The sequence below is a fragment of the Anaerobiospirillum thomasii genome (assembly GCF_900445255.1).
Taxonomy (GTDB): Bacteria; Pseudomonadota; Gammaproteobacteria; order Enterobacterales; family Succinivibrionaceae; genus Anaerobiospirillum_A; species Anaerobiospirillum_A thomasii.
Map to the genome: position 1 here is coordinate 619731 of NZ_UAPU01000005.1, position 20709 is coordinate 640439.

Here is a 20709-nt window from a genome sequence, read left to right on the forward strand (position 1 = left end):
AATATGATTACAGGAAAAGGACGTACAGCCTGTCAGGGTGTGGCCATAGGCACCATCCTTGAGATTGAGGCTCCTACTGTATCTGATCTGTCTAATGACGCCTATATGTCTGTAGAGCAGGAGCTTGAGCTTTTGCAAGAAGGTCTGGCCTGCGCTGCCACTGAGCTTGAGGAACTTGCTGCCAAGACTCGTGAACAGGTGGGTGAGGATGAAGCTGAAATTCTTGAAATGCAAAGAATGATGCTAGATGATCCGGATATCTGTGATGCTATTATCGCCAAGATTAAAAAAGGTGCAATTTCAGCATCAAAAGCTGCCATTGAAGTTGGTATTGAGCAGGCAAGAGAATTTGAGGCTCTTGATGATCAGTACATGCGTGAAAGAGCAGCTGATGTCAAAGATGTTACATCACGTATTTCACGCGCTATTTTAGGCACCAATGTAGTTACTCTTACAGAACCTTCTATTATAGTTGCAGATGATCTGACTCCATCACAGACCGTAGCCTTTGACAGAAAACTTATTTTAGGTTTTGTCTTAAGAAAGGGTACCATGAATTCTCATGCCTCAATTCTGGCAAGAACCATGAATATCCCTTCTCTTATCAATACAGAGCTGCCAGATGAGCCATTAAACGGCAGAATCCTGGCTTTAGATACAGATGCTCAAACCTTCTACCTTGACCCAGACAGCGAAACTATTGAGCACATTATGGAGGCCAAGGATCGTTTCTATGCTCGTCAGATGCAGCTTTTAAAACTGCGCGGCAAAGAAACTGTTGCTCCATGTGGTCACAGAGTCAAGACCTTTGCCAATATAGGCAGACCTGATGATGTTGAGGCTGTGCTTGAAAATGATGCCGAGGGTATTGGTCTTTACCGTTCTGAGTTTTTATATATAGGCAAGGAAACCTATCCTAGCGAGGAGGAGCAGTACAGAGCCTATGCCAAGGTTGCATCAACCATGAACGGCAAGCTTGTTATCATCAGAACTCTTGATATTGGTGCTGACAAGGTGGCTCACTACTTCAATCTACCAGAAGAGGAAAATCCTGCTTTAGGTATGAGAGCCATACGTATCTGTCTGACCAGACCTGAGATATTTAAGACTCAGTTGCGTGCTCTGTATCGTGCCGCAGCCCGTGGCAATATTGCCATTATGCTGCCTATGATCACATCTGTAGATGAGGTTTTAAAGGCCAAGGCCATATGTGCCGAGGTTGAACAGGAGCTTAAGAACGAGGGCATTGAATACAAGGTGCCTTCTCTTGGCATTATGATTGAAACCCCTGCTGCTGCCATTTTATCTGACAGACTGGCCAAGGTGGTTGACTTCTTCTCTGTAGGCACCAACGATCTGCTGCAGTATACCTGCGCCATCGACAGGCAGAATCAGACCTTAGGTGATTTCTACGATCCGCATCACCCTGCCTTGCTTGAGTTTTTACGCATTATTGCCAAAAACGCACATGACAACGGCATCTGGGTTGGAATCTGCGGTGAGTTGGGAGGCGATCTGGAACTTACAGATACCTTCATCGAATATGGTTACGACGAGCTTTCTGTAAGTCCGTCTGTAGTACTGCCACTACGTGAGAAAGTGCTCAAATCCAAAGCTCAATGCAAGAATATTCTTTCTTCTAAATAAGGATGTTTTATGATAGAAGTGACTTATAAACTAACCGACCCAAGAGGTATGCATGCTCGCCCTGCAGGACAGCTTGTGAAGGTTTTATCAGGGTTTAAGAGCTCTGTACAGTTAGGCTCAGGTGCAAACCGGGTCGATGGTAAGAGACTTTTAGCTGTAATGAAACTTGCTATGCAGCAAGGTGATGATTTGACTCTTGTCTTTGAAGGCGAAGATGAGGCAGAGGCAGCCAAAACTGCAGAAGAGTTCCTAAAACAGAACTTATAGTTTTGTGTTTTGTTAAATGGTAATGAGGTAATTGTATATGATGCAATATTTTCAGCGATTAGGTAAATCCCTCATGCTACCTGTTGCATGTTTACCTGTTGCAGGTATCTTAATGGGTCTTGGCTATTTATTAGCCCCTACCACAATGCAAGGCGGTGAAGCCTCCGGTCCTATGCTTGTACTAGGTACATTCCTGGTTAAAGCCGGTGCAGCCATTATTGACAACATGTCAGTACTGTTTGCAGTAGGTGTTGCCGTTGGTATGGCCAAAGAGCGCGAGGGCACTCCAGCTCTTGCCGGTATCGTAGCATGGTTCGTATTCCAGACCCTGCTCTCTCCAGGCTTCGTTTCTGTTTTAGTTGGTGGTGAGGCTGATCCTGCATTCAACAAGATCTCCAATCAGTTTATCGGTATTCTTTCCGGTGTCATTGGTGCTACCTGCTATAACCGTTTCTCAACCACCAAGCTTCCAGACTTCCTGGCCTTCTTCTCAGGCAAGAGATCTGTAGCTATTGTAACTGCCTTAATTTCTATCGTAGTTGCAGCTATCCTGTTCTTCGTATGGCCTCTGCTTTACAACGGACTGGTATTACTTGGCGAGTCAATTCTGTCATTAGGTGCAGTCGGTGCCGGTATCTACGCCTTCTTAAACCGTCTGTTAATCCCTATTGGCATGCACCACGCATTAAATGCTGTATTCTGGTTCGACGTAGCCGGTATTTCTGACCTGACCAAGTTCTGGGCCAGCACCGGTGAGTTCGGTGTAACCGGTATGTACATGACTGGCTTCTTCCCAGTTATGATGTTCGGTCTGCCAGCTGCAGCTCTTGCTATGTACCACTGTGCAAAACCAGGTCGTAAGAAGGTTGTATTCGGTCTTCTGGCCTCAGCTGCATTCTGTTCATTCTTTACAGGTGTTACAGAGCCATTAGAGTTCGCCTTCATGTTCCTGGCTCCAGGTCTTTATGTACTCTATGCTGTAATGACAGGTATTACCGCAGCTATCACTGTTATGCTGCCAATCCGTGCCGGCTTCTCATTCTCAGCAGGCTTCCTCGATCTGTTCTTCTCATCATCACTGCCACTGGCTCAGAACCCATGGTTCATCATTCCATTAGGTCTGGTTGTTGGCGTTATCTTCTACATTGTATTCCGCATCGTTATCATCAAGTTCGACCTGAAGACCCCAGGTCGTGAGGATGAGGATCTTGCAGAGGCAGCAGAAGGCGCAGCCGGCGGTGCTGAGACATATGTAAAATATGCTCAGACAGTTTTAGAGGGTTTAGGCGGCAAGGATAACGTCCTGTCATGCGACAACTGCATTACCCGTATCCGTCTTGAAGTTAAGGATCCATCACTTGTTGATGATGCCAAGATCAAGACCTCAGGTGCTGTAGGTGTAATCAAGCCATCTAAAAATGCCGTACAGGTTATCGTAGGTACTCAGGTACAATTCGTAACCGACGAGCTCAAGAAATTACTTTAATAGATAGTAATTAATCAAAACGGCGCCATAGTGCGCCGTTTTGCTGTAAAATATAAGACCTTAAATCTGAAATGTAATCTGGGTTTATTTATGGATACCGATACTAGACACAATAACTTATTAACAGTTATCCCTTATCTTGATGCTGACAAGGTTCAGGATATATACAAGACAACAGTACCCGTAGACAATAAGCAGTGGACTGATGTTGCAGATAATCCCCTCCCTCCTACCAAGGCCTTGCTTTATGCTGACATTGAAGGTTTACATGTCAAATTTAAGGTTTTAGAACAAAATCCACGCGCCACCTATAAAAACCACATGGACAGAGTCTGTGAAGACAGTGCTGTTGAGCTGTTTCTAGCCTTCCCTGTCGAGCCTACACAGGATCGTTTTAAGCCTCATCTTGATATCAATATTTATATGAATATTGAGATTAATGCCAATGGCGCCTGCTATGCCAAATACGGCAGGCACAGAAAGAACAGAACTGCGCTCAGTGACAGCGAGCTTGCATCTTTAAATATTAAAAGTAGTATTGAAGAGAGTATGTGGACTGTTGAGTTTACTGTACCGCGCGATCTTGTAAGCGGTATATGCTCATTTGATCCATTTGATGCCGACTCAATGTTTGCCTTTAATATTTATAAGATCTCAGAGTCAAAAGATATAGAACATTATGCATCATTTAGCAAAGTTGACAGTGAAACACCAAACTTCCATCTGCCAGAGAGCTTTGCACTAGCTTGTATTAAAAATTACTAAGAGGCAAACATGAAAATAATAAACGCTAATGTCTTTAATAGCGACTTTAGATTTGAGCAAAAGGATGTATGTATAGAAAACGGCCTGTTCGCTCAGAGCACATCAGACAATGAAGTGATTGATGCCAAGGATCTCTATGCCATTCCTTCACTTGTTGATATTCACTTCCATGGCTCTATGGGTTATGACTTTATGGATGGCACACCAGAGGCTGTTGGCACTATTGCCAGATATCAGGCTTCAATTGGTGTAGGCGCCATCTGCCCTGCCACCATGACCATGTCTGAAGAGGACATTTTAAAGGCCTGCGAGAACGGCAAAAACTTTAAGGCTCAGGATGATATGGCTGAGCTTGTGGGCATTAATATGGAAGGCCCTTTTGTGTCACATCAGAAAGTTGGCGCCCAGAACCCTGCCTTTGTGCAAAAGCCTTCAGCCGAGCTCTTTAGAAAGGCTCAGAAGGCAGCTGGCGGTTTAATCAAACTTATGGCTATTGCTCCTGAATCAGAGGGCGGACTTGAGACCATCAGCACTCTTAAGGATGAGGTTTTATCATCAATTGCCCATACCACAGCCAATTATGAGCTAGCCTGCAGAGCTATTGCCGCAGGTGCTACCCACATCACCCACCTGTATAATGCCATGCCACCTCTGGCCCACCGCGATCCAGGTCCAATCGGCGCCGGTGCTGATGCTCCTTGGTGTGAGGCTGAGATTATCTGTGACAATATTCATATTCACCCAAGTGCTGTCAGAGCTGCCTTTAGAATGTACGGCCCTGAGAGAATGATTTTAATTTCAGACTCTATGATGGCTGTAGGTCTTGAAAACGGCGACTATGAATTAGGTGGTCAGAAGGTTATTGTTAAGGACAGAAAGGCAACTCTTGAGTCAGGCACTATTGCAGGATCTGCCACCAACCTCTTTGACTGCATGAAGATTGCCCATAAGATCATGCGTCTGCCATTATCTACTGTAGTGCGTGCAGCTTCATACAACCCAGCCCGCTCTATTGGAGTTTTAGATAAATATGGCTCAATTGAAAACGGCAAAGTGGCAAGCATGCTGCTTATAGACAAGGATGTAAATCTAAAGGCCGTCATCTTACGCGGCAAGGTTATTGTAAATAATTTATAGTACCTCACAGACCGGCTCCTGCCGGTCTTATTTTATCCATCCTGCCTTTAAGCATATAAATAAACTCAATAAACGTCTTTTCTATATAAAAATGTTAGTCTTTTGTGTACAATAACGCCTAATTTACATGGTACAGAGCGAATATGAGCGACAATAAAGAAAACATAATCACAATAAAAGACAGATTCAGAGGTTTTTACCCTGTTGTTGTTGATGTTGAGACAGCAGGATTCAATCCAAGCCTTGATGCCCTGATTGAGGTATCCATGATGACTGTAGTTATGGATGAGCATGGATTTTTGTCTCCAGGTGAGATTATGAGTGCCAATATAAGACCTTTTGAGGGTGCCAATATCGAACAAGCCAATATTGATTTTTTAGGTATTGATCCATTTGATGAGGCCCGTAATCTTAAAACGGAACGTGATGCCCTGTTACCTATGTTCAAGACCATTTCCAAAGTGGTCAAGGCCAATGCATGCAGTCGCGCTATTCTTGTAGGTCACAATGCAAGCTTTGATCTGTCTTTTATCAAGGCAGCCAGCGACAGATTAAACTACAAGCGCAACCCTTTTCATCCTTTTTCTGTATTAGATACAGCCTCTCTGTCTGCTTTAGTCTATGGACAGACTGTATTATCACGAGCATGTTTTGCTGCTAATATTAATTTTGATGGTGACATGGCTCATGGCTCTGCCTATGATACACAAAAAGAGTGTGAGCTTTTCTGCGCCTTAGTCAATCGCTTTACTACCTTTGCAGGTATTCCTGCACCTGTTGTTGACGCACCTACCCCGGCTCAGCTGCACGCTAAAAAACACTTAGTGTAATAAATCAGACTTTTATAATATTTTGTTGTGTGATATCAGCTATTGCCAGTCACAATAGCTTTTAATAGATAGATGCAACACACTCCGCCACAAATGGCGGAGTGCAAATCAAAGTATTAAAGTTAATATAATTTTCTTCTTACCTTTTACCCTTTGGGTATTTGCATTCCCTTGCGCATCATCTGTGCCAGAGACTTTAAGAGATCTGCATACTTGCTCATTGTGGTGGATCCGCCCTGTACAGAGAATTGTACTGTTCCATTACATCCTGCATCACAACCATTTTCTACTGCACAGTTGATATAAAAGTTTCACGTGAGTTTTTAAGTTTATCTGTTAATGTATCAATAGCTGATGCAGTCAATTTTTCTGGAAATTTGTCACCATAGACCTCAGGATATGCGAGGATCAGTTCCTTGCGTAATTCTAAAATTTCAGCGTATTTTTTATACGTGTCGGCGGTACGAGACCTACACTAAGATCATGCAGAAAAACTACATCAGTTTTATGTAAGTATGAAAGAATAAAAACACTGGAATTTCCGGATGGGTACTGTCATCATCAATGGCCTGATCTGGCTTGAGTTCCTCCTTAATGGGTATTGTTCCTCTAAACATACCCTCAAGCTCCCTGAGATTATTAATAAACTTATCAATCTGCTCAAGCTCTTTCTTAAGATCATCAAGATATAGTCTATGGCCGATAAGCAGTTCACCGTTTTTATCTAAAAAATCTTTTTGGCTGTTTAATTTATTTATAATCTGACCATAGTCAGTAGCTTTTGATCTTGTCTCATCAAGATCTTTAATCATATTTTAGCCTCAGCCTGCTTGTTCTGTCCCAGCTGATTTAAAAACATTGAGACTATGAGCAATACAGGCATTTCTTTATTTTGAGCTATCTCTTTAAGATCTGTAATAGCGCTGAAATTTTCTATACCTTTAACTTATGACATCAGTCTCTCCAATATAACCTGTATGCCTAAAAAATACATTACCCTACATCTACAGATTGTGAGCAATATGTCTTCTTGTCTCAAGACACTGTGTCTATGACATCTGACATGCACAAAAGTAGTGGCAACAGTATCTTTGGTATTATGCTGCAACATTTATCTTTCTTTTGCATAAAAGTTGACAAATAACTTTAATGAAACAAAGTTTCATAAAGATAAACACTTGTTAAATAAAAGTGCTAGATATCTTATTACAAAATAGCTTTTCATAATCTAAAATTGATACTTTGTATTAATCCCTAGCTTGTATATTTTTAAATAAATTTTGTATACAAGTTTACTTTTTTATACGTATAAATTTTATATTTTAAAACAGCGCTTTGATTTTAAACTAATTTAGTCGTGTTTAGAGTTGCATTTTCATATATATTGAACATACAAATTTGTATTTTAAATGTATTTTTATACACAGTTGTATAGTTTTATAAAACAAAAGATTTTTAATTAATATTTACATGATTAAACTTGAAAAAAATCTTCACTTATTATAAATTGTAGACATTATTTTACATGTTTTTACCTTTGTAGAAGAGTTAGCAAGCTACTGCCATTTAAAAATATTTTAAAACTATTGCTCTTTAATAATTCTTTAAGAGATATTAGGTTAAGGAGATAAAGGAATCTATTCTTGTATTTAGCAACTTGCTTTAGATCTATACCTATTTTCTTTTACAGAAAAACATTTAGAGAGTTTTTAAATACTTTTGAGGCAGCACGAGGCGACCTCAGATAAACACTTAAAAGCAAAAGTAAAATTTAAATGTACAAATGTGTGTTCTTCAGGTTCATACCATTTGTAGTGGTAGATAATATTTTATTTTAGGTGATTTATGAGCTTTCTAAATAAATTGAAGATAAGCCTAAAACTGAGCTTTGGTTTTGGATTTGTTCTTTTTCTTACAGTTCTTATTGCTCTTATAACTATCCATTCACTGCGTTCTAGTATATCAGTTGCCGATCTGGTACATAATCTTGTAGACAACAGTTATGCCAGAATCAATGCATCAACCACACAGTCAGCAGAAATGAACAGTTCAATGTCTTTCTACTTAAGTCCAGGCAATCAGACAGAAACAGCCAAGTCCAAAGTAGAGAGCAATCTTGCAGCTGCCTTAAAGCTTGCAGAAAACCTTGATATTCCTCAGTATCAGTCTCAAGTTGACAAGATTATTGCTTTAACCAAGAATTTTTCAGATAACTACTACAAGGCTGTTGTACCTCTGATTAAAGCAGGCAAATCCTTTGATGCACTTGCCTTTTATTTAGATCAGATGCAGCCTGTTGCCTATGAGATTGCCCATATTCAGGCCGCTGTAGGTAAAGAGGTTATCTCTGATATCTCAGAAGAGGTTGACGTTCTGCGCGATACCACAGGTCTTATTGTGGTTATTGCCTGCACCATCTTTGCTGTAATCCTTGGTGCACTGACAGCATTTATGATCTCACGCTATATAACAAAATGTCTGCGTCATCTGTGCCTGATTGCCGACAGCATCTCCAAAAACGATCTTACTGTAGATATTCCTGTCTATACTTACGATGAGTTTGGCGAGCTTGCCATGATGATGCGCACCATGCGCAACAATCTAAGTGAGTCTGTGGCTCTGGTTATAAATGTATCAGACCAGCTAAGCTCTCAGATTACCAATATGAATCACTCATCACAGGATGTGGAGGATGCAGCCAAGACTGCCGAGTCACAGACTGTTACAGTGGCCGCAGCAGCAGATGAGATGGTATCAACCACAGCAGATATTGCAAGAAACTGCGAGAGTGCAGCTGCTGTATCTGATGACTCAAAACACATCACACTTATGGGTATGGATGTAGTACGTGCCACTGTTGATCAGATTAGAGATCAGTCAGAGCGCACCAATCAGGATGCTCTCAAGATTCAGGCTCTTGCCGATCAGACCCAGAAGATTGGCTTTATTGTTGGCACCATTGATGAAATTGCAGCACAGACTAACTTATTAGCTCTCAATGCTGCTATCGAGGCTGCCCGTGCCGGTGAGGCAGGACGTGGCTTTGCCGTGGTTGCCGATGAGGTTCGTGCTTTAGCTTCACGAACCACCAAGTCAACACAGGAAATCTCCTCCATGGTGTCACAGATTCAAAATGACGCCAATGTGGCCACACAGTCTATGGCATCATCTGTAAGCAATATGAATACAGTGGCTGAAAAGGCTGGTGAGCTTGAGACTTCATTAAACTCTGTGCTTGATAAGGTCAATGCTGTAAATACACAGATTACTCAGATTGCAACTGCAGCTGAGGAGCAGACTACAGCCACCTCTGAGATTTCAACCAATATGCAGGGTATTACCACTGCAACTCAGATTGTATTTGACAAGTCACAAAATGCCATTGAGACCTCTGAAAAATCAGTTATCTCAATTAAAGATCTTGTACACAATCTGTCTAAGTTCAAACTGCGCGATCCAAACGCATACAATTCTTAAAAATGTAAAGGGCCCTGCCCTTTACACTTGATCTGTCTAAGTTCAAACTGCGCAATCCAAACGCATACAATTCTATCGGGTAGCCCTTTCGGGCTCCCACACCACCCACCGTACCGTTCGGTAGTAGGGCGGTTCCTAACAAGCGCTAGAGATCCTTGAATGCAGGGTCTCTAGCTCCGCGGTTATAGTTGTCCAGCCCTCGTTTATCAGTATCTGATTGTTAAGTGCTCTGTGGATCCCTTGGTTTTTCGATATTTTCCAATAACTGTTTGAGCTGTATGCCATAGTGCCATCTCCGATGGCGGGGGCTTTTGACCATCTCAGCTTGAACTGTCTGTAGCGGTTTTGTGGGGTCTTCCATTGTTTCCATAGGAGTTGCCTGACGCGTCTTCTGATCCAAGCATCGATTTTCCTTGCCCATGATGTTGGTATGGCTTCACCAAAGTAGTTTACCCACCCTCTGAGTAGATACTTCAGCTTAGCTTTGACGACAGCAATGCCGCCTTTACACCTTCTATCTAGTATGAGCTTTACCTTTTCCTTGAGTTTCTTCCTCTTTTTGTCGTGCACAGTTGTGAAATATTGATCCTTTGGCTTTGCCTGCTTTCTTGTCTTTGAGACACATCTAGCGCTTAGAAATGCAAAACCTAGGAATTGCATATCCTTGCCGACATGCACTATTTTGGTTTTCTCTCTGTTCACCTTGAGGAATAGCTTGTCCTCTATATACCGTGTTACCCACTCTGAAACTCTCTCTGCACTTTTCCTGCTACTGCAGAATATGCACATGTCGTCGGCGTATCTGACAAATTTCCTGTCTCTGGCGTCCAACAGTTGATCGAGTTCGTTGAGGAGTATGTTTGCAAGTACCGGACTACACACAGCCCCCTGAGGGGTGCCCTTTGTGGTCTTATGACCAACTTTGCCGTTTTCACTGATTGGGGCTCTCATGAACCTATGTATCAGCGATATGACTCTTCCGTCCTTGATATTATTGCTTAAGACTTGGAGAAGCTTGCTGTGGTTCACAGTATCAAAGAATTTGCTTAGATCCAAATCGATTACCCATTCTAGACCTTGGTTTACATACTCGCTTGCTTTCGCAATCGCGTCTTTGCAACCTCTGCCCGGGCGGAATCCGAAGCTATTGTCTGAGAATACCTTTTCATACTCCTCGCTTAGTACTTGCGCTATAGCCTGCTGTACAAAGCGATCTCGTACTGTTGGTATTCCCAAGGGTCGCTTCTCTCCATTATCTTTTGGAATGTAGACTCTCAGAATTGGTTGTGGTCTGTATTTGCCGTTCCTAATCACCTCAGTGATTTCACCTGGGTGTGATTGTAAATACTCACAGAGTTCATCTGTGCGCATTCTATCGACACCCGCACTGCCTTTGTTTCTCAGCACACTGTGCAGAGCTCTTTTAAGGTTAGTGTAGTCGAGCACTCTCTCTAAGGTTATAGGTTCAATTTGCGATATATTACTCATAGGTCTATATTATCCGGCAGAACTCTTCCTACCCTCCGCAACTTGATTTACGTCCAAGCCTTGGCCAGTAGCTACAGTCAATTGCCTGCATTTGCAGAAGACTGCTTTTTCAGAGCCATTTTTTTTAACCGGCTAATTCCTCCGATTTTCATATCTGTTAGGTTCTGTCCTTCCCTTGTGCTCTCAAGGTACTATGACGTCTGCTGACTTCCATATATTCGTTGTTACTACGGTTTCCCGCTATACGGATCTCCCCCGGTAAGTACGGTTTCTTTCTCTCCATATAACGCTCAGTCTTTACATATACCGCTACGACTAGATTTCGGACTTCGTCATATTTAGCAGACTTATCCGCGGTACATGCCTATAAACTGTTTCTGTTCGTAGGTCCGGAGATTTGCCTTCAGCTTCCTTCAGCCATAGTGTTACCACTATAACCTTGCTTTTAGCTATACACTTCCCTCTAGTGGGGCGTGTTGGGGACTTTCACCCGTTAGAAACGCGCACATGCAGGGCGCACTAAAAATGTAAAGGGCCCTGCCCTTTACACTTAATCTGTCTAAGTTCAAACTGCGCAATCCAAACGCATACAATTCTTAAAAATGTAAAGGGCCCTGCCCTTTACACTTATAACTTTAGGTTTTTACTTTCTTAAAAGTAAAAATTATATGAGCTACGTAACTAAGACCATGGGAGCAATGACCCTTTGCCCGTTGTCAATGCTGTCTTTCACGCATGCCCATACACAAGGTGAGCTTACCGGCACACTTCTTTTATGTTGCAGCAGCCCCATCAAACCCACCATTTTCAACCCTTAGCGGTGACTATGTAACCCCGTTTGGCATTTATGTGGATATTATAAGAAAGCTACAAAAGCGTTTTGGTTTTAAACTGATTGATGACAAAATTTTTTCTCTTTTGCGCAATGATCAGGTCTAGCGTATCAAAGCCTTTAGAATTGATATTATAGGTGATGCCCTGTCAGTTACTGAGGAGCGTAACGGTTTTCTTGATTACTCTGCTGTCTGCAATGACACAGGAATCACTATGATCTATTCAAAGAGCAAATACTCTAAAGTTACAGATATAAATACTTTTGCCAGAACTAGGTAGCTGCCGTTGATGGGACTACTGCTATTCAATTTTTGCAAAAGACCCTGCCTAATGCTCAAGTAGTTACAGTACCAAGTTTTATGGTAGGTATTGTGGATGTAACTAATGGTCAGGTAGATGCAATGGTTTAAAACAGACCTGTAATTGGGAACTTTGCACAGTCTATGCCTTCATTCAATCTTGAAATCATGGACAAGGAGTATTCAAAAGAGATCTGTCAGTATGCTCTTGGCATGCAAAAGCACTCCCCATATTCCTTCTTTATCACCAATGAGCTTGAGGAAATGAAAAGAGACGGTACGCTTGCCAAGATTATTGGAAAATACATCAAATAACTTAATATATGATCCTATCAAAAAGGCGTCGCAAGTCGCCTTTTATATTTGCCATACGCTTTATAGTTGAAAATCTGAGCCTATACACTTTTTATCTATCTTGCACAACTTATATTATATGTTGAGGATAGATAACATTTATCATATGCAAATTTTTCAATAAAACACGCTTGTATACTGCCTGTATAAGGTTTAATCTATTGTCATTAAAGTTAGAAATAAAGATTAGGAGCTATTATGTCATTTGCAATCACCCCTTTAAAGTTTGAGAAAACCGCTGTTCCATTCTTATCAGAGAACACCTTCAACTTCCACCACGGTAAGCACTTCCAGACCTATATAGATACAGCTAACAAGCTCGTTGCCGGTACTGACTATGAAGGCAAAACTTTAGAGGAGATCATTACTACTGCTTCAGGTCCACTGTTCAACAACGCAGCTCAGGCATGGAACCACGCTTTCTACTTCAACTGCATTGGCACCGCTAAAAAAGAAGTACCTGCCAAGCTGTTAGAACTCATCAATGCCAACTTTGATTCATTTGAGAGCTTTGCCGAGAAATTCATTGCTTCAGCCACCACCAACTTTGGTTCAGGCTGGACATGGCTGGTTCAGACAGGTCCAAACCTCCTGAAGATTGTTAACACTTCAAATGCTGGCAATCCAATGGTTGACGGTTTCACCCCACTTCTGACTGTTGACGTATGGGAGCACGCCTACTACCTCGACTATCAGAACAGAAGAGCCGACTACTTAAAGGACTTTGTTGAGTACATCGACTGGGAATTTGTTGCTTCAAATCTCAAGTAATAAAGATTTAAAAACCTCCTTTACATTTAACTCAAGCTCTGTATACGTATACAGAGCTTTTTTTTATCCTTTCTATGCATGCACTAAGTTTTTTTTGATAAAGTTATAACTATGAAAAGATTATTGCTTATATCATTACTTGCCTATGCCACGCAGGCTTTAAGTCTGCCTCAGGGCTTTTCAGGTCCTGCCCCCAAGCGTCAGATGCCGCTGGGCTTTGATCAGCTTACAGAGCCTAATACCATTAAAGGTGTGCTCAATAATGCCCGCGATAAGGATTTTGTTCTCTTGCAGGGGAGTTTTGTTAAAAAGTTAAATACCACGGACTATACCTTTGAGGATGAGGCAGGAGACAGTATTGTTATTCATATCGGTAATACCAATATTGTACCTCTTGTTGATGCAAAATATATGATCTGGTGTGTGGTGGACAAAGGTCTGTTTCAGACCAGACTTATAGTGGATTTAATCTCAGCTCCATATAAATAAAGATACACTTTTCCTTATTTTTTCCAAAACAGTGCATTAACTGTCTTTTTTTGCATTTTCTCTCTAAATATACATAATAGGCTCATATTTTGGGAGATCTTATGTTTCAGTTGCGTCAATCTTTTCTGCTGTTTCTTACAGCATCCATATGGGGCTCTGGCTTTGTGGCTCAGTCTGTGGGCATGGATCATGTCACCCCATTTACTTTTACCTTTTTCAGAACATTAATAGGAGCATTATTTTTACTGCCTTTTATTGCTCTTATCAAAGCTTTATATAAAAACAAGGTTAAAGAGAAAAGCTATACTACAAAGGATCTGCTCATAGGTTCTGCCAGCTGCGGTCTGTTTTTAATCATGGGCGAGTCTTTTCAGCAATATGGCCTTGTAACCACAGATGCAGGTAAAACAGGCTTTATTACCTCCATGTACATTATCTTTGTGCCGCTTATTTCCATTACTGTAGGTAAAAAAATCAACCGTTTTATCTGGATTGGTGTGATTTTAGCTGTCATAGGCATGTATCTTTTGTGCATCAAACAGGACTTTACCATAGAGCGCGGCGATCTGTTAATTCTCTGCTGTGCTGTGGCTTTTGCCTTTCACATCATGGTTATTGATCATTTTGTAAAAACCATAGATGGTGTAATGCTGGCCTGTGGACAGTTCTTTATGGCATCTTTTATGGGTCTTATCCTGATGCTTATCTTTGACTTTAACACTCTAAGCTATGACTCACTTATGGCGGCAGCTCCTGCCATGCTTTATGCCGGTATCATGTCAAACGGTATTGCCTATACTCTGCAGGTGGTAGGACAGCGTGGCATCAATCCTGCCGTTGCCACACTTATTTTATCTCTAGAGTCGGTAATGGCTGTAATCTTTGGTATTACCTTTTTAAATGAGAGTCTGGATACACGTGAGCTTATTGGCTGTGTGCTTATGTTTTTGGCTGTGATTATTGCCCAGTATCCATTTAAAAAATAATGATTTTAGTCTAAAATGTTAAAGTTTATCCCACTAAGATTTTGAGGTTAGTATGAGTCAAGTACGTTCTATGTTGGTTACATCTGCTCTACCTTATGCCAATGGTCCTATTCATCTTGGCCATATGCTTGAGCATATACAGTCAGATATTTTCGTAAGATATCAAAGAGCTGTTGGACATACAGTACATTATGTATGTGCCGATGACTGCCATGGAACTCCTGTCATGATCAAGGCCTCACAGATGGGTATTACTCCAGAGCAGCTTATCGAGCAGATTGGCATTGAGCACAAGGCCGATATGGATGGTTTTTTAATCAATTATGACAATTATTATAAAACCCACTCCCCTGAAAATAAGGAATTCTCCCAGCAAATCTATAAAAAGCTTGAGGAGAAGGGCTATATTGTCACCAAGACCATATCTCAGCTTTACGATCCACAAAAAGGCATGTTTCTGCCAGACAGATTTGTAAAGGGTACCTGCCCTAAATGCGGTGCTGCCGATCAGTATGGCGACAACTGTGAGGTCTGCTCTGCCACCTATGCTCCAACCGATTTAAAGGATCCATACTCAACGGTATCAGGCGCCACTCCTGTTTTAAAAGAGTCTCTGCACTATTTCTTTGATCTGCCAAAATTCAATGACTTTTTACATGACTATGTAAAAAATTCAGGAGCTCTGCCTGTGGAGATGGCCAACAAGCTTGAAGAGTGGTTCTCACAGGGCCTCAAGCAGTGGGATATCTCACGTGATGCTCCATATTTTGGCTTTGAGATCCCTGGTGTTAAAGACAAGTTCTTCTATGTATGGCTTGATGCCCCTATTGGCTACATGGCCTCATTTAAAAACTACTGTGATAAAGCCAACATCAACTTTGATGAGTATTTCTCATTAGACTCTGATAAAGAGATGTACCACTTTATTGGCAAGGATATTTTATACTTCCACTCCCTGTTCTGGCCTGCCACACTGCATGGTGCTGATTTACGTCTGCCTACAGGTATTTTTGTACATGGCTATGTCACAGTCAACGGTGCCAAGATGTCAAAATCAAAAGGCACCTTTATCAAGGCCTCAACCTATTTAAAACACTTAAAGCCAGAATGTCTGCGCTATTACTTTGCCTCCAAGATGAACAACAGCACTGTCGATCTGGATTTAAGCCTTGATGATTTTATTGCCAAAGTCAACTCAGATATTGTAGGCAAGGTAGTAAATTTAGCCTCAAGAACTGCAGGCTTTATCACCAAGCGCTTTGATGGCGTTTTAGCCTCTGAGTGTTATGACAAGGAGCTTAAATCAAAGCTTGCCTCTATCAAAGAGGAAGTTAAGAAGGGCTATGACAGTCGCAATTATGCCGATGCCATACGTGCCATTATGTCTCTTGCCGATGAGGCCAACCGCTTTATTGACAGAGAAGCTCCATGGGTTATAGCCAAAGATGAGAGCCAAAATGAAAAGCTACATCAGGTATGTACCGATGGTCTTAACTACTTTAAGGCTTTAATTACCTATCTCTCCCCTGTTCTGCCTAATGTGGCAGCTGATGCCAGAGCCTTTTTAAATAATGATCTGAGTTTTGATTGTGCCGATGAGCCGCTTTTAAACTGCAGCATCAATAAGTTCAAGCCACTATTTACCAGAATAGAAAAGGCCAGCATTGATGCCATGGTTGAAGAGGAAAAAGAGGCTTTAGCCAAGGCAGCCAAAGCAGAGCCTGCCAAGAAAGAGGCTAAATCAGATAGCGCTTATGAACCTTTAGAGAGTGAAATCAGTATTGATGATTTTGCCAAGATTGATCTGCGTGTAGCCACTATTCTTAAGGCCGAGCAGGTTGAAGGAGCTAAAAAACTGCTACGTTTAGAGCTAGATCTTGGTTTTGAGACAAGACAGGTTTTTGCCGGCATCAAGGCTGCCTATGAAAATGCAGAGGAGCTTGTAGGCCGTCAGGTTATAGTTGTTGCCAATCTTAAGGCCCGCCAGATGAAATTTGGTCTGTCTCAGGGCATGGTAATGGCTGCAGGTCCTGGTGGCACTGAGGTCTTCCTGCTTGGTGTTGACAGTGGCGCTAAAAATGGCGACAGAGTGCACTAAAACGCTATCTTTGATCTTGTTTAGGATTTAACCATTCAAAGGCATCAGTCAGCTGATGCCTTTTTTAATGTTAAGTCATCTTAGTAATCATCTGCTATCTTGCATATAAAAATACATTTTCTATAAAGGCCAATGCTCTTACAGCCCCGTGTTTTTAAGACTGTGCAAAAAATGATACATCTTTGAACAAATGGCTGATTAATACGCTTTTGTTGCATATAAATTATTAACTGCGTTGCTTTTATCAATTTTTTTCACTATATTTTACCTACATTCAAAAAATATTGCAGGTGCTTATCTTATTTAAAAACCTATAAGGTGGTTTATTATGCTCCAAGAGATGACTAAAGGCATGGACAATACAACAGAGCCAAGACTCAGGCACTTTCCAATCAATATGTATGCCATTGTTATGGGACTATCAGGCTTTGCTCTTACCTGTCATGCTGTTATTGGCAATGAGACTTTAAATCTTATGACCGGCATTTTTGCAAGTGCCGTCTTTGTTATTCTTACGCTTTTGTATGCGCTAAAAATCGTTAAATATCCAGAGGCTGTAAAGCAGGAGGCTAGCCATCCTGTCAAATTAAGCTTCTTCCCGGCTTTTTCCATATCACTGCTGCTTTTATCTTCAATGTGGATCCATTATGATTTTGCTCTGTATATCTGGCTTACAGGCTGTACACTGCAGTTAATTCTTACGCTTTTTGTACTAAACTCCCTGGTGCACAAGAGTTTTAATATCAATCATGTCAATCCAGCCTGGTTTATTCCTGTAGCAGGACCTCTTATTGTACCTATGGCCGGCATGCAGCTTAATCATGTCTTTATCAGTGCTATTGCCTATCCTATAGGCTTTATCTTCTGGATTTTACTCTTTACCATACTGCTCTACAGACTGGTCTTTCATGATCCTCTGCCACCAAAGCTTGTGCCAATGCTCTGCATTATGCTCGCACCGCCATCAGTTGCAGCACTATCCTACAATGCAATTGATGCAGGCTTTGCGGAGCCTAATGCTCCAGCCAATCCTGTAGTACTTATGCTCTATGGCATTGCCTGGTTTATATTTGTATTTTTACTGTGCAATATCAAAAGATTTATCAAGGCACCGTTTTTCCTCTCAGCCTGGGCCTATTCCTTCCCTGTAGCAGCCTTTATTCTGGCCACTAAAAAGCTTGTACCTTTATTTATCGATCCTGCCTATATGCCTTTGATGCAGATTATAGATTATGTTCTTTTTGCACTCTTTGCCCTGCTTATTGTGTATCTTACTGTAAGAACAGCCATCTTAATTGCACAGGGTAAAATCTGCGTACCTGAATAACTATAATTATAATCACTTATGCCGTACTGACTTTACAGCCTGTAGACAGTGGCTGCAGGCTTTTTCTTTTACTTAAGCTTCAAGTCTTCTGTAAACTTTTAATTTAAAGCCTCGATATAGAGATTAAAAGTAAGATAAGGACAAATTTCTAAAACTGCATTTTTAAACATGCAAAAATCCCTATTCAGATCTTTTATTTTAAGATTATGGACTTTATATGATATTTTTATATTTAAAATTTATCGTTAAATAACAGTGATTTATATTTTAAAGAGTATATTTTTATTTATTATAAGCGTATTTTTCTTACAAAAATATTGCATAAATAAATTTTGTGATAATATAGCAGATTGCATCTCATAAAATTCTTAATTTTCAATTATTTTGCTTTGTGGAGTTTATATGTCAGAGGTTGCTGATAAAGCTGTCTCTTGTGAAATTGTCCCGAGCTATAGCACTGAATTTAGACGTTTATTCAAGCTTTTTCTACCAGTACTTTTAGGACAGCTGGCCCAGACTTCAATGGGTGTGGTAGATACAGTTATGGCCGGATGGGCAGGAACTATTGAACTTAGCGGCGTGGCCATTGGCAGCTCCTTTTTCTGGCCTGCTTTGCTGTTTGTTGTAGGCATGAGCTTTGCCATTCAGCCTATTGTAGCTCAGCTGCGCGGATCTGGTGCTATAGATAAAATACCTAAAAGTCTGCATACGGCTACAGTTATCTGTATATCTATCTCTGTTGTCATAGCCATACTTGTAGCTCTTATGCCCAATATCTATAAGCTTACAAGTGATATCAACCAGGATATGATAAATGTGGCCACAGGTTATCTGTATGCCATAGCCATAGGTATTCCAGGCTTTACTCTCTTTAATATTCTGCGTGCCTACTGTGAGGGGCTTGGCACTACCATACCAACCCTGATCTTTGGCTTTATTGCCCTTATTATCAATATACCTTTAAACTATATCTTTATTTTCGGTAAGCTTGGCATGCCGGCCTTTGGCGGTGTGGGCTGCGGTATAGCCACCACTGTAACTATTTATATAACCACAGCACTGATGTTCATCTACACTCAGAGAGCTAAATTTTATGAAAAGTATCGTCTGTACCGTCAGATCTATTCAATTGACACAGATGATGTAAAAGCCTTTTTAAAATTGGGTCTACCTCTTGGTCTGTCCACCACCATTGAAGTTGCCTGTTTTTCACTGGTCTCCTTCTTTTTAAGTCCATTTGGTCCTGTAGTGGTAGGAGCTCACTCCATTGCCCTTAATATCTCAGGCTTATTATTTATGATACCGCTCTCTCTTGCCTCATGTGCCACCATACGTGTAGGAGAGGCTATGGGCTGTATCCACTGGCACAGAGCACTAAGAACCACATACAGTGTCTTTTGTATGGGCTTTGTCTTCTTTTTATTAAGCTTTAGTTGTGTGCTGCTCTTTAAAGAAGACATTATCTCTCTCTACACTCAAGATCCTAAGGTGCATGAGATAGCCTCACTTTTAGTCTTTTTGTGCTGTCTTTATATGCTGCCAGATACGCTGCAGGTACTTGCCATTGGCGTACTGCGCGGCTTTAAGGACTCAAAGACCATCTTTATAGTGACAGTGGTAGCCTACTGGTTTATTGCCATGCCAATTGGTTATGGTCTTGCCTATGGCTATATAACAGGACAGAAAATTGCAGCTACAGGCTTCTGGCTTGGCTTTATCTGCGGTCTTGTGACAGCAGCAATAATCTATATTACACGACTTGTCATGCTCTTTAGAAAAAGAGCCCTGCCATCTGGCATGAATCTGCAGATATAAGGTATATGGCAAAAAAAATCCTGAGCTTGAGATATAGCCCAGGATTTTTTTATAACATTAAACTCAAATTGTTTAATACTATAAACTCAGAGCTTTTTGTCATCTTCAACAAAGGATAAAGCCTCATCCAGACTTTTCTGTATACTTGAGGCACTTGTATCCATGCTGTAGATATCAGCATCTGCATCATCAGCACTTTGACTTGTATCTTCTGACTCACTGTCACTTATACTGTCTTTAAGATCACAAGTAATGCTCTTATCAGCACAATCAGGGCTCAAATCAGGCAGCTCTTTATCATCGTGCTTATTATCAAGTGAGTCTATAAGCGCATCAATTTTTAATATAGCCTGCTGCTTTTCAGGGCTTAGGTTTTTATTGACAGGATCGCGCCTGCCTAGTACCTCTTTGGCCACAAAAGACTCAGACGCATCTGATGGGACAGGATCTGTCCTCTTATCGCTCTTTTTTTGGCCAGATTTCAGCTTATAGTGCTCAAGGCGCTTTTTCTGACGCTCAGAGAGCACATCTTTTAATGCGCCCTCTTCAAGTCTTTTTTGCTCTTTAATGGCCGAGTATGTAGTGCCTATAATAAATAAAAAAGGCACAGCAATGGCCAGTGCTATCCACCACATAGAC

General features: G+C 41.2%; 18 protein-coding genes. 15 read left to right on the top strand and 3 right to left on the bottom strand.

What is annotated here, in order from left to right; translation table 11 throughout:
- Window positions 1-3: 3 nt before the first annotated feature.
- From ptsP to rnt, 6 genes are all read left to right on the top strand, one after another.
- A complete protein-coding gene (gene ptsP / locus DRZ93_RS02905; RefSeq protein ID WP_113745784.1) occupies window positions 4-1647 on the top strand; it encodes a phosphoenolpyruvate--protein phosphotransferase in 1644 nt (547 codons plus the stop codon).
- Between the two features lie 9 nt (window positions 1648-1656).
- Window positions 1657-1914 carry an HPr family phosphocarrier protein gene (locus DRZ93_RS02910; protein WP_113744632.1) on the top strand — a complete coding sequence of 86 codons (258 nt, stop codon included), beginning with the start codon at window positions 1657-1659 and terminating at the stop codon, window positions 1912-1914.
- A 40-nt stretch (window positions 1915-1954) separates the two neighbouring features.
- Window positions 1955-3400: an N-acetylglucosamine-specific PTS transporter subunit IIBC gene (nagE, locus tag DRZ93_RS02915; protein ID WP_281268109.1), complete on the top strand. Its 1446-nt coding sequence runs from the start codon at window positions 1955-1957 to the stop codon at window positions 3398-3400.
- Between the two features lie 90 nt (window positions 3401-3490).
- Window positions 3491-4165: a carbohydrate-binding family 9-like protein gene (locus DRZ93_RS02920; RefSeq protein ID WP_146740842.1), complete on the top strand. Its 675-nt coding sequence runs from the start codon at window positions 3491-3493 to the stop codon at window positions 4163-4165.
- Between the two features lie 9 nt (window positions 4166-4174).
- The gene (nagA, locus tag DRZ93_RS02925) at window positions 4175-5302 is read left to right on the top strand and encodes an N-acetylglucosamine-6-phosphate deacetylase (protein WP_113744635.1); all 1128 of its coding nucleotides are present in this window, start codon (window positions 4175-4177) and stop codon (window positions 5300-5302) included.
- A gap of 143 nt (window positions 5303-5445) precedes the next feature.
- Window positions 5446-6132 (top strand): ribonuclease T, encoded by a 687-nt coding sequence (gene rnt / locus DRZ93_RS02930; protein ID WP_113744636.1) that lies wholly within the window; start codon window positions 5446-5448, stop codon window positions 6130-6132.
- A 494-nt stretch (window positions 6133-6626) separates the two neighbouring features.
- On the opposite strand, the gene DRZ93_RS02935 is transcribed toward rnt, so the two are convergent.
- The gene (locus DRZ93_RS02935; RefSeq protein ID WP_113745785.1) at window positions 6627-6944 is read right to left on the bottom strand and encodes a hypothetical protein; all 318 of its coding nucleotides are present in this window, start codon (window positions 6942-6944) and stop codon (window positions 6627-6629) included.
- Window positions 6945-7977: 1033 nt separating this feature from the next.
- Between DRZ93_RS02935 and DRZ93_RS02940 the strand changes: the two genes are divergently transcribed.
- Window positions 7978-9609: a methyl-accepting chemotaxis protein gene (locus tag DRZ93_RS02940; RefSeq protein WP_113744639.1), complete on the top strand. Its 1632-nt coding sequence runs from the start codon at window positions 7978-7980 to the stop codon at window positions 9607-9609.
- A 135-nt stretch (window positions 9610-9744) separates the two neighbouring features.
- Here DRZ93_RS02940 and ltrA read toward each other — a convergent pair whose 3' ends face one another.
- The gene (gene ltrA / locus DRZ93_RS02945) at window positions 9745-11097 is read right to left on the bottom strand and encodes a group II intron reverse transcriptase/maturase (protein WP_113745786.1); all 1353 of its coding nucleotides are present in this window, start codon (window positions 11095-11097) and stop codon (window positions 9745-9747) included.
- Between the two features lie 750 nt (window positions 11098-11847).
- On the opposite strand from ltrA, the gene DRZ93_RS02950 reads away from it, so the two are divergent.
- The 8 genes from DRZ93_RS02950 (at window position 11848) to DRZ93_RS02980 (ending at window position 20070) form a co-directional block, all read left to right on the top strand.
- Complete coding sequence (locus tag DRZ93_RS02950; RefSeq protein ID WP_146741086.1) at window positions 11848-12036, top strand: hypothetical protein; 189 nt, start codon at window positions 11848-11850, stop codon at window positions 12034-12036.
- Window positions 12037-12374: 338 nt separating this feature from the next.
- The gene (locus tag DRZ93_RS13500) at window positions 12375-12545 is read left to right on the top strand and encodes a hypothetical protein (RefSeq protein WP_172458006.1); all 171 of its coding nucleotides are present in this window, start codon (window positions 12375-12377) and stop codon (window positions 12543-12545) included.
- Between the two features lie 237 nt (window positions 12546-12782).
- Window positions 12783-13355: a superoxide dismutase gene (locus tag DRZ93_RS02955; protein WP_113745787.1), complete on the top strand. Its 573-nt coding sequence runs from the start codon at window positions 12783-12785 to the stop codon at window positions 13353-13355.
- Between the two features lie 111 nt (window positions 13356-13466).
- Window positions 13467-13844: a hypothetical protein gene (locus DRZ93_RS02960; RefSeq protein ID WP_113744648.1), complete on the top strand. Its 378-nt coding sequence runs from the start codon at window positions 13467-13469 to the stop codon at window positions 13842-13844.
- Between the two features lie 101 nt (window positions 13845-13945).
- Window positions 13946-14830, top strand: coding sequence for a DMT family transporter (locus DRZ93_RS02965; protein WP_113745788.1), 885 nt, complete (start codon window positions 13946-13948; stop codon window positions 14828-14830).
- 70 nt (window positions 14831-14900) lie between these two features.
- A complete protein-coding gene (metG, locus tag DRZ93_RS02970) occupies window positions 14901-16928 on the top strand; it encodes a methionine--tRNA ligase (RefSeq protein ID WP_218564263.1) in 2028 nt (675 codons plus the stop codon).
- A gap of 328 nt (window positions 16929-17256) precedes the next feature.
- A complete protein-coding gene (locus tag DRZ93_RS02975; protein WP_113745789.1) occupies window positions 17257-18255 on the top strand; it encodes an SLAC1 anion channel family protein in 999 nt (332 codons plus the stop codon).
- A gap of 402 nt (window positions 18256-18657) precedes the next feature.
- A complete protein-coding gene (locus tag DRZ93_RS02980) occupies window positions 18658-20070 on the top strand; it encodes an MATE family efflux transporter (RefSeq protein ID WP_113744651.1) in 1413 nt (470 codons plus the stop codon).
- 86 nt (window positions 20071-20156) lie between these two features.
- On the opposite strand, the gene DRZ93_RS02985 is transcribed toward DRZ93_RS02980, so the two are convergent.
- Window positions 20157-20705: a hypothetical protein gene (locus DRZ93_RS02985; RefSeq protein ID WP_113745790.1), complete on the bottom strand. Its 549-nt coding sequence runs from the start codon at window positions 20703-20705 to the stop codon at window positions 20157-20159.
- Window positions 20706-20709 lie beyond the last annotated feature (4 nt).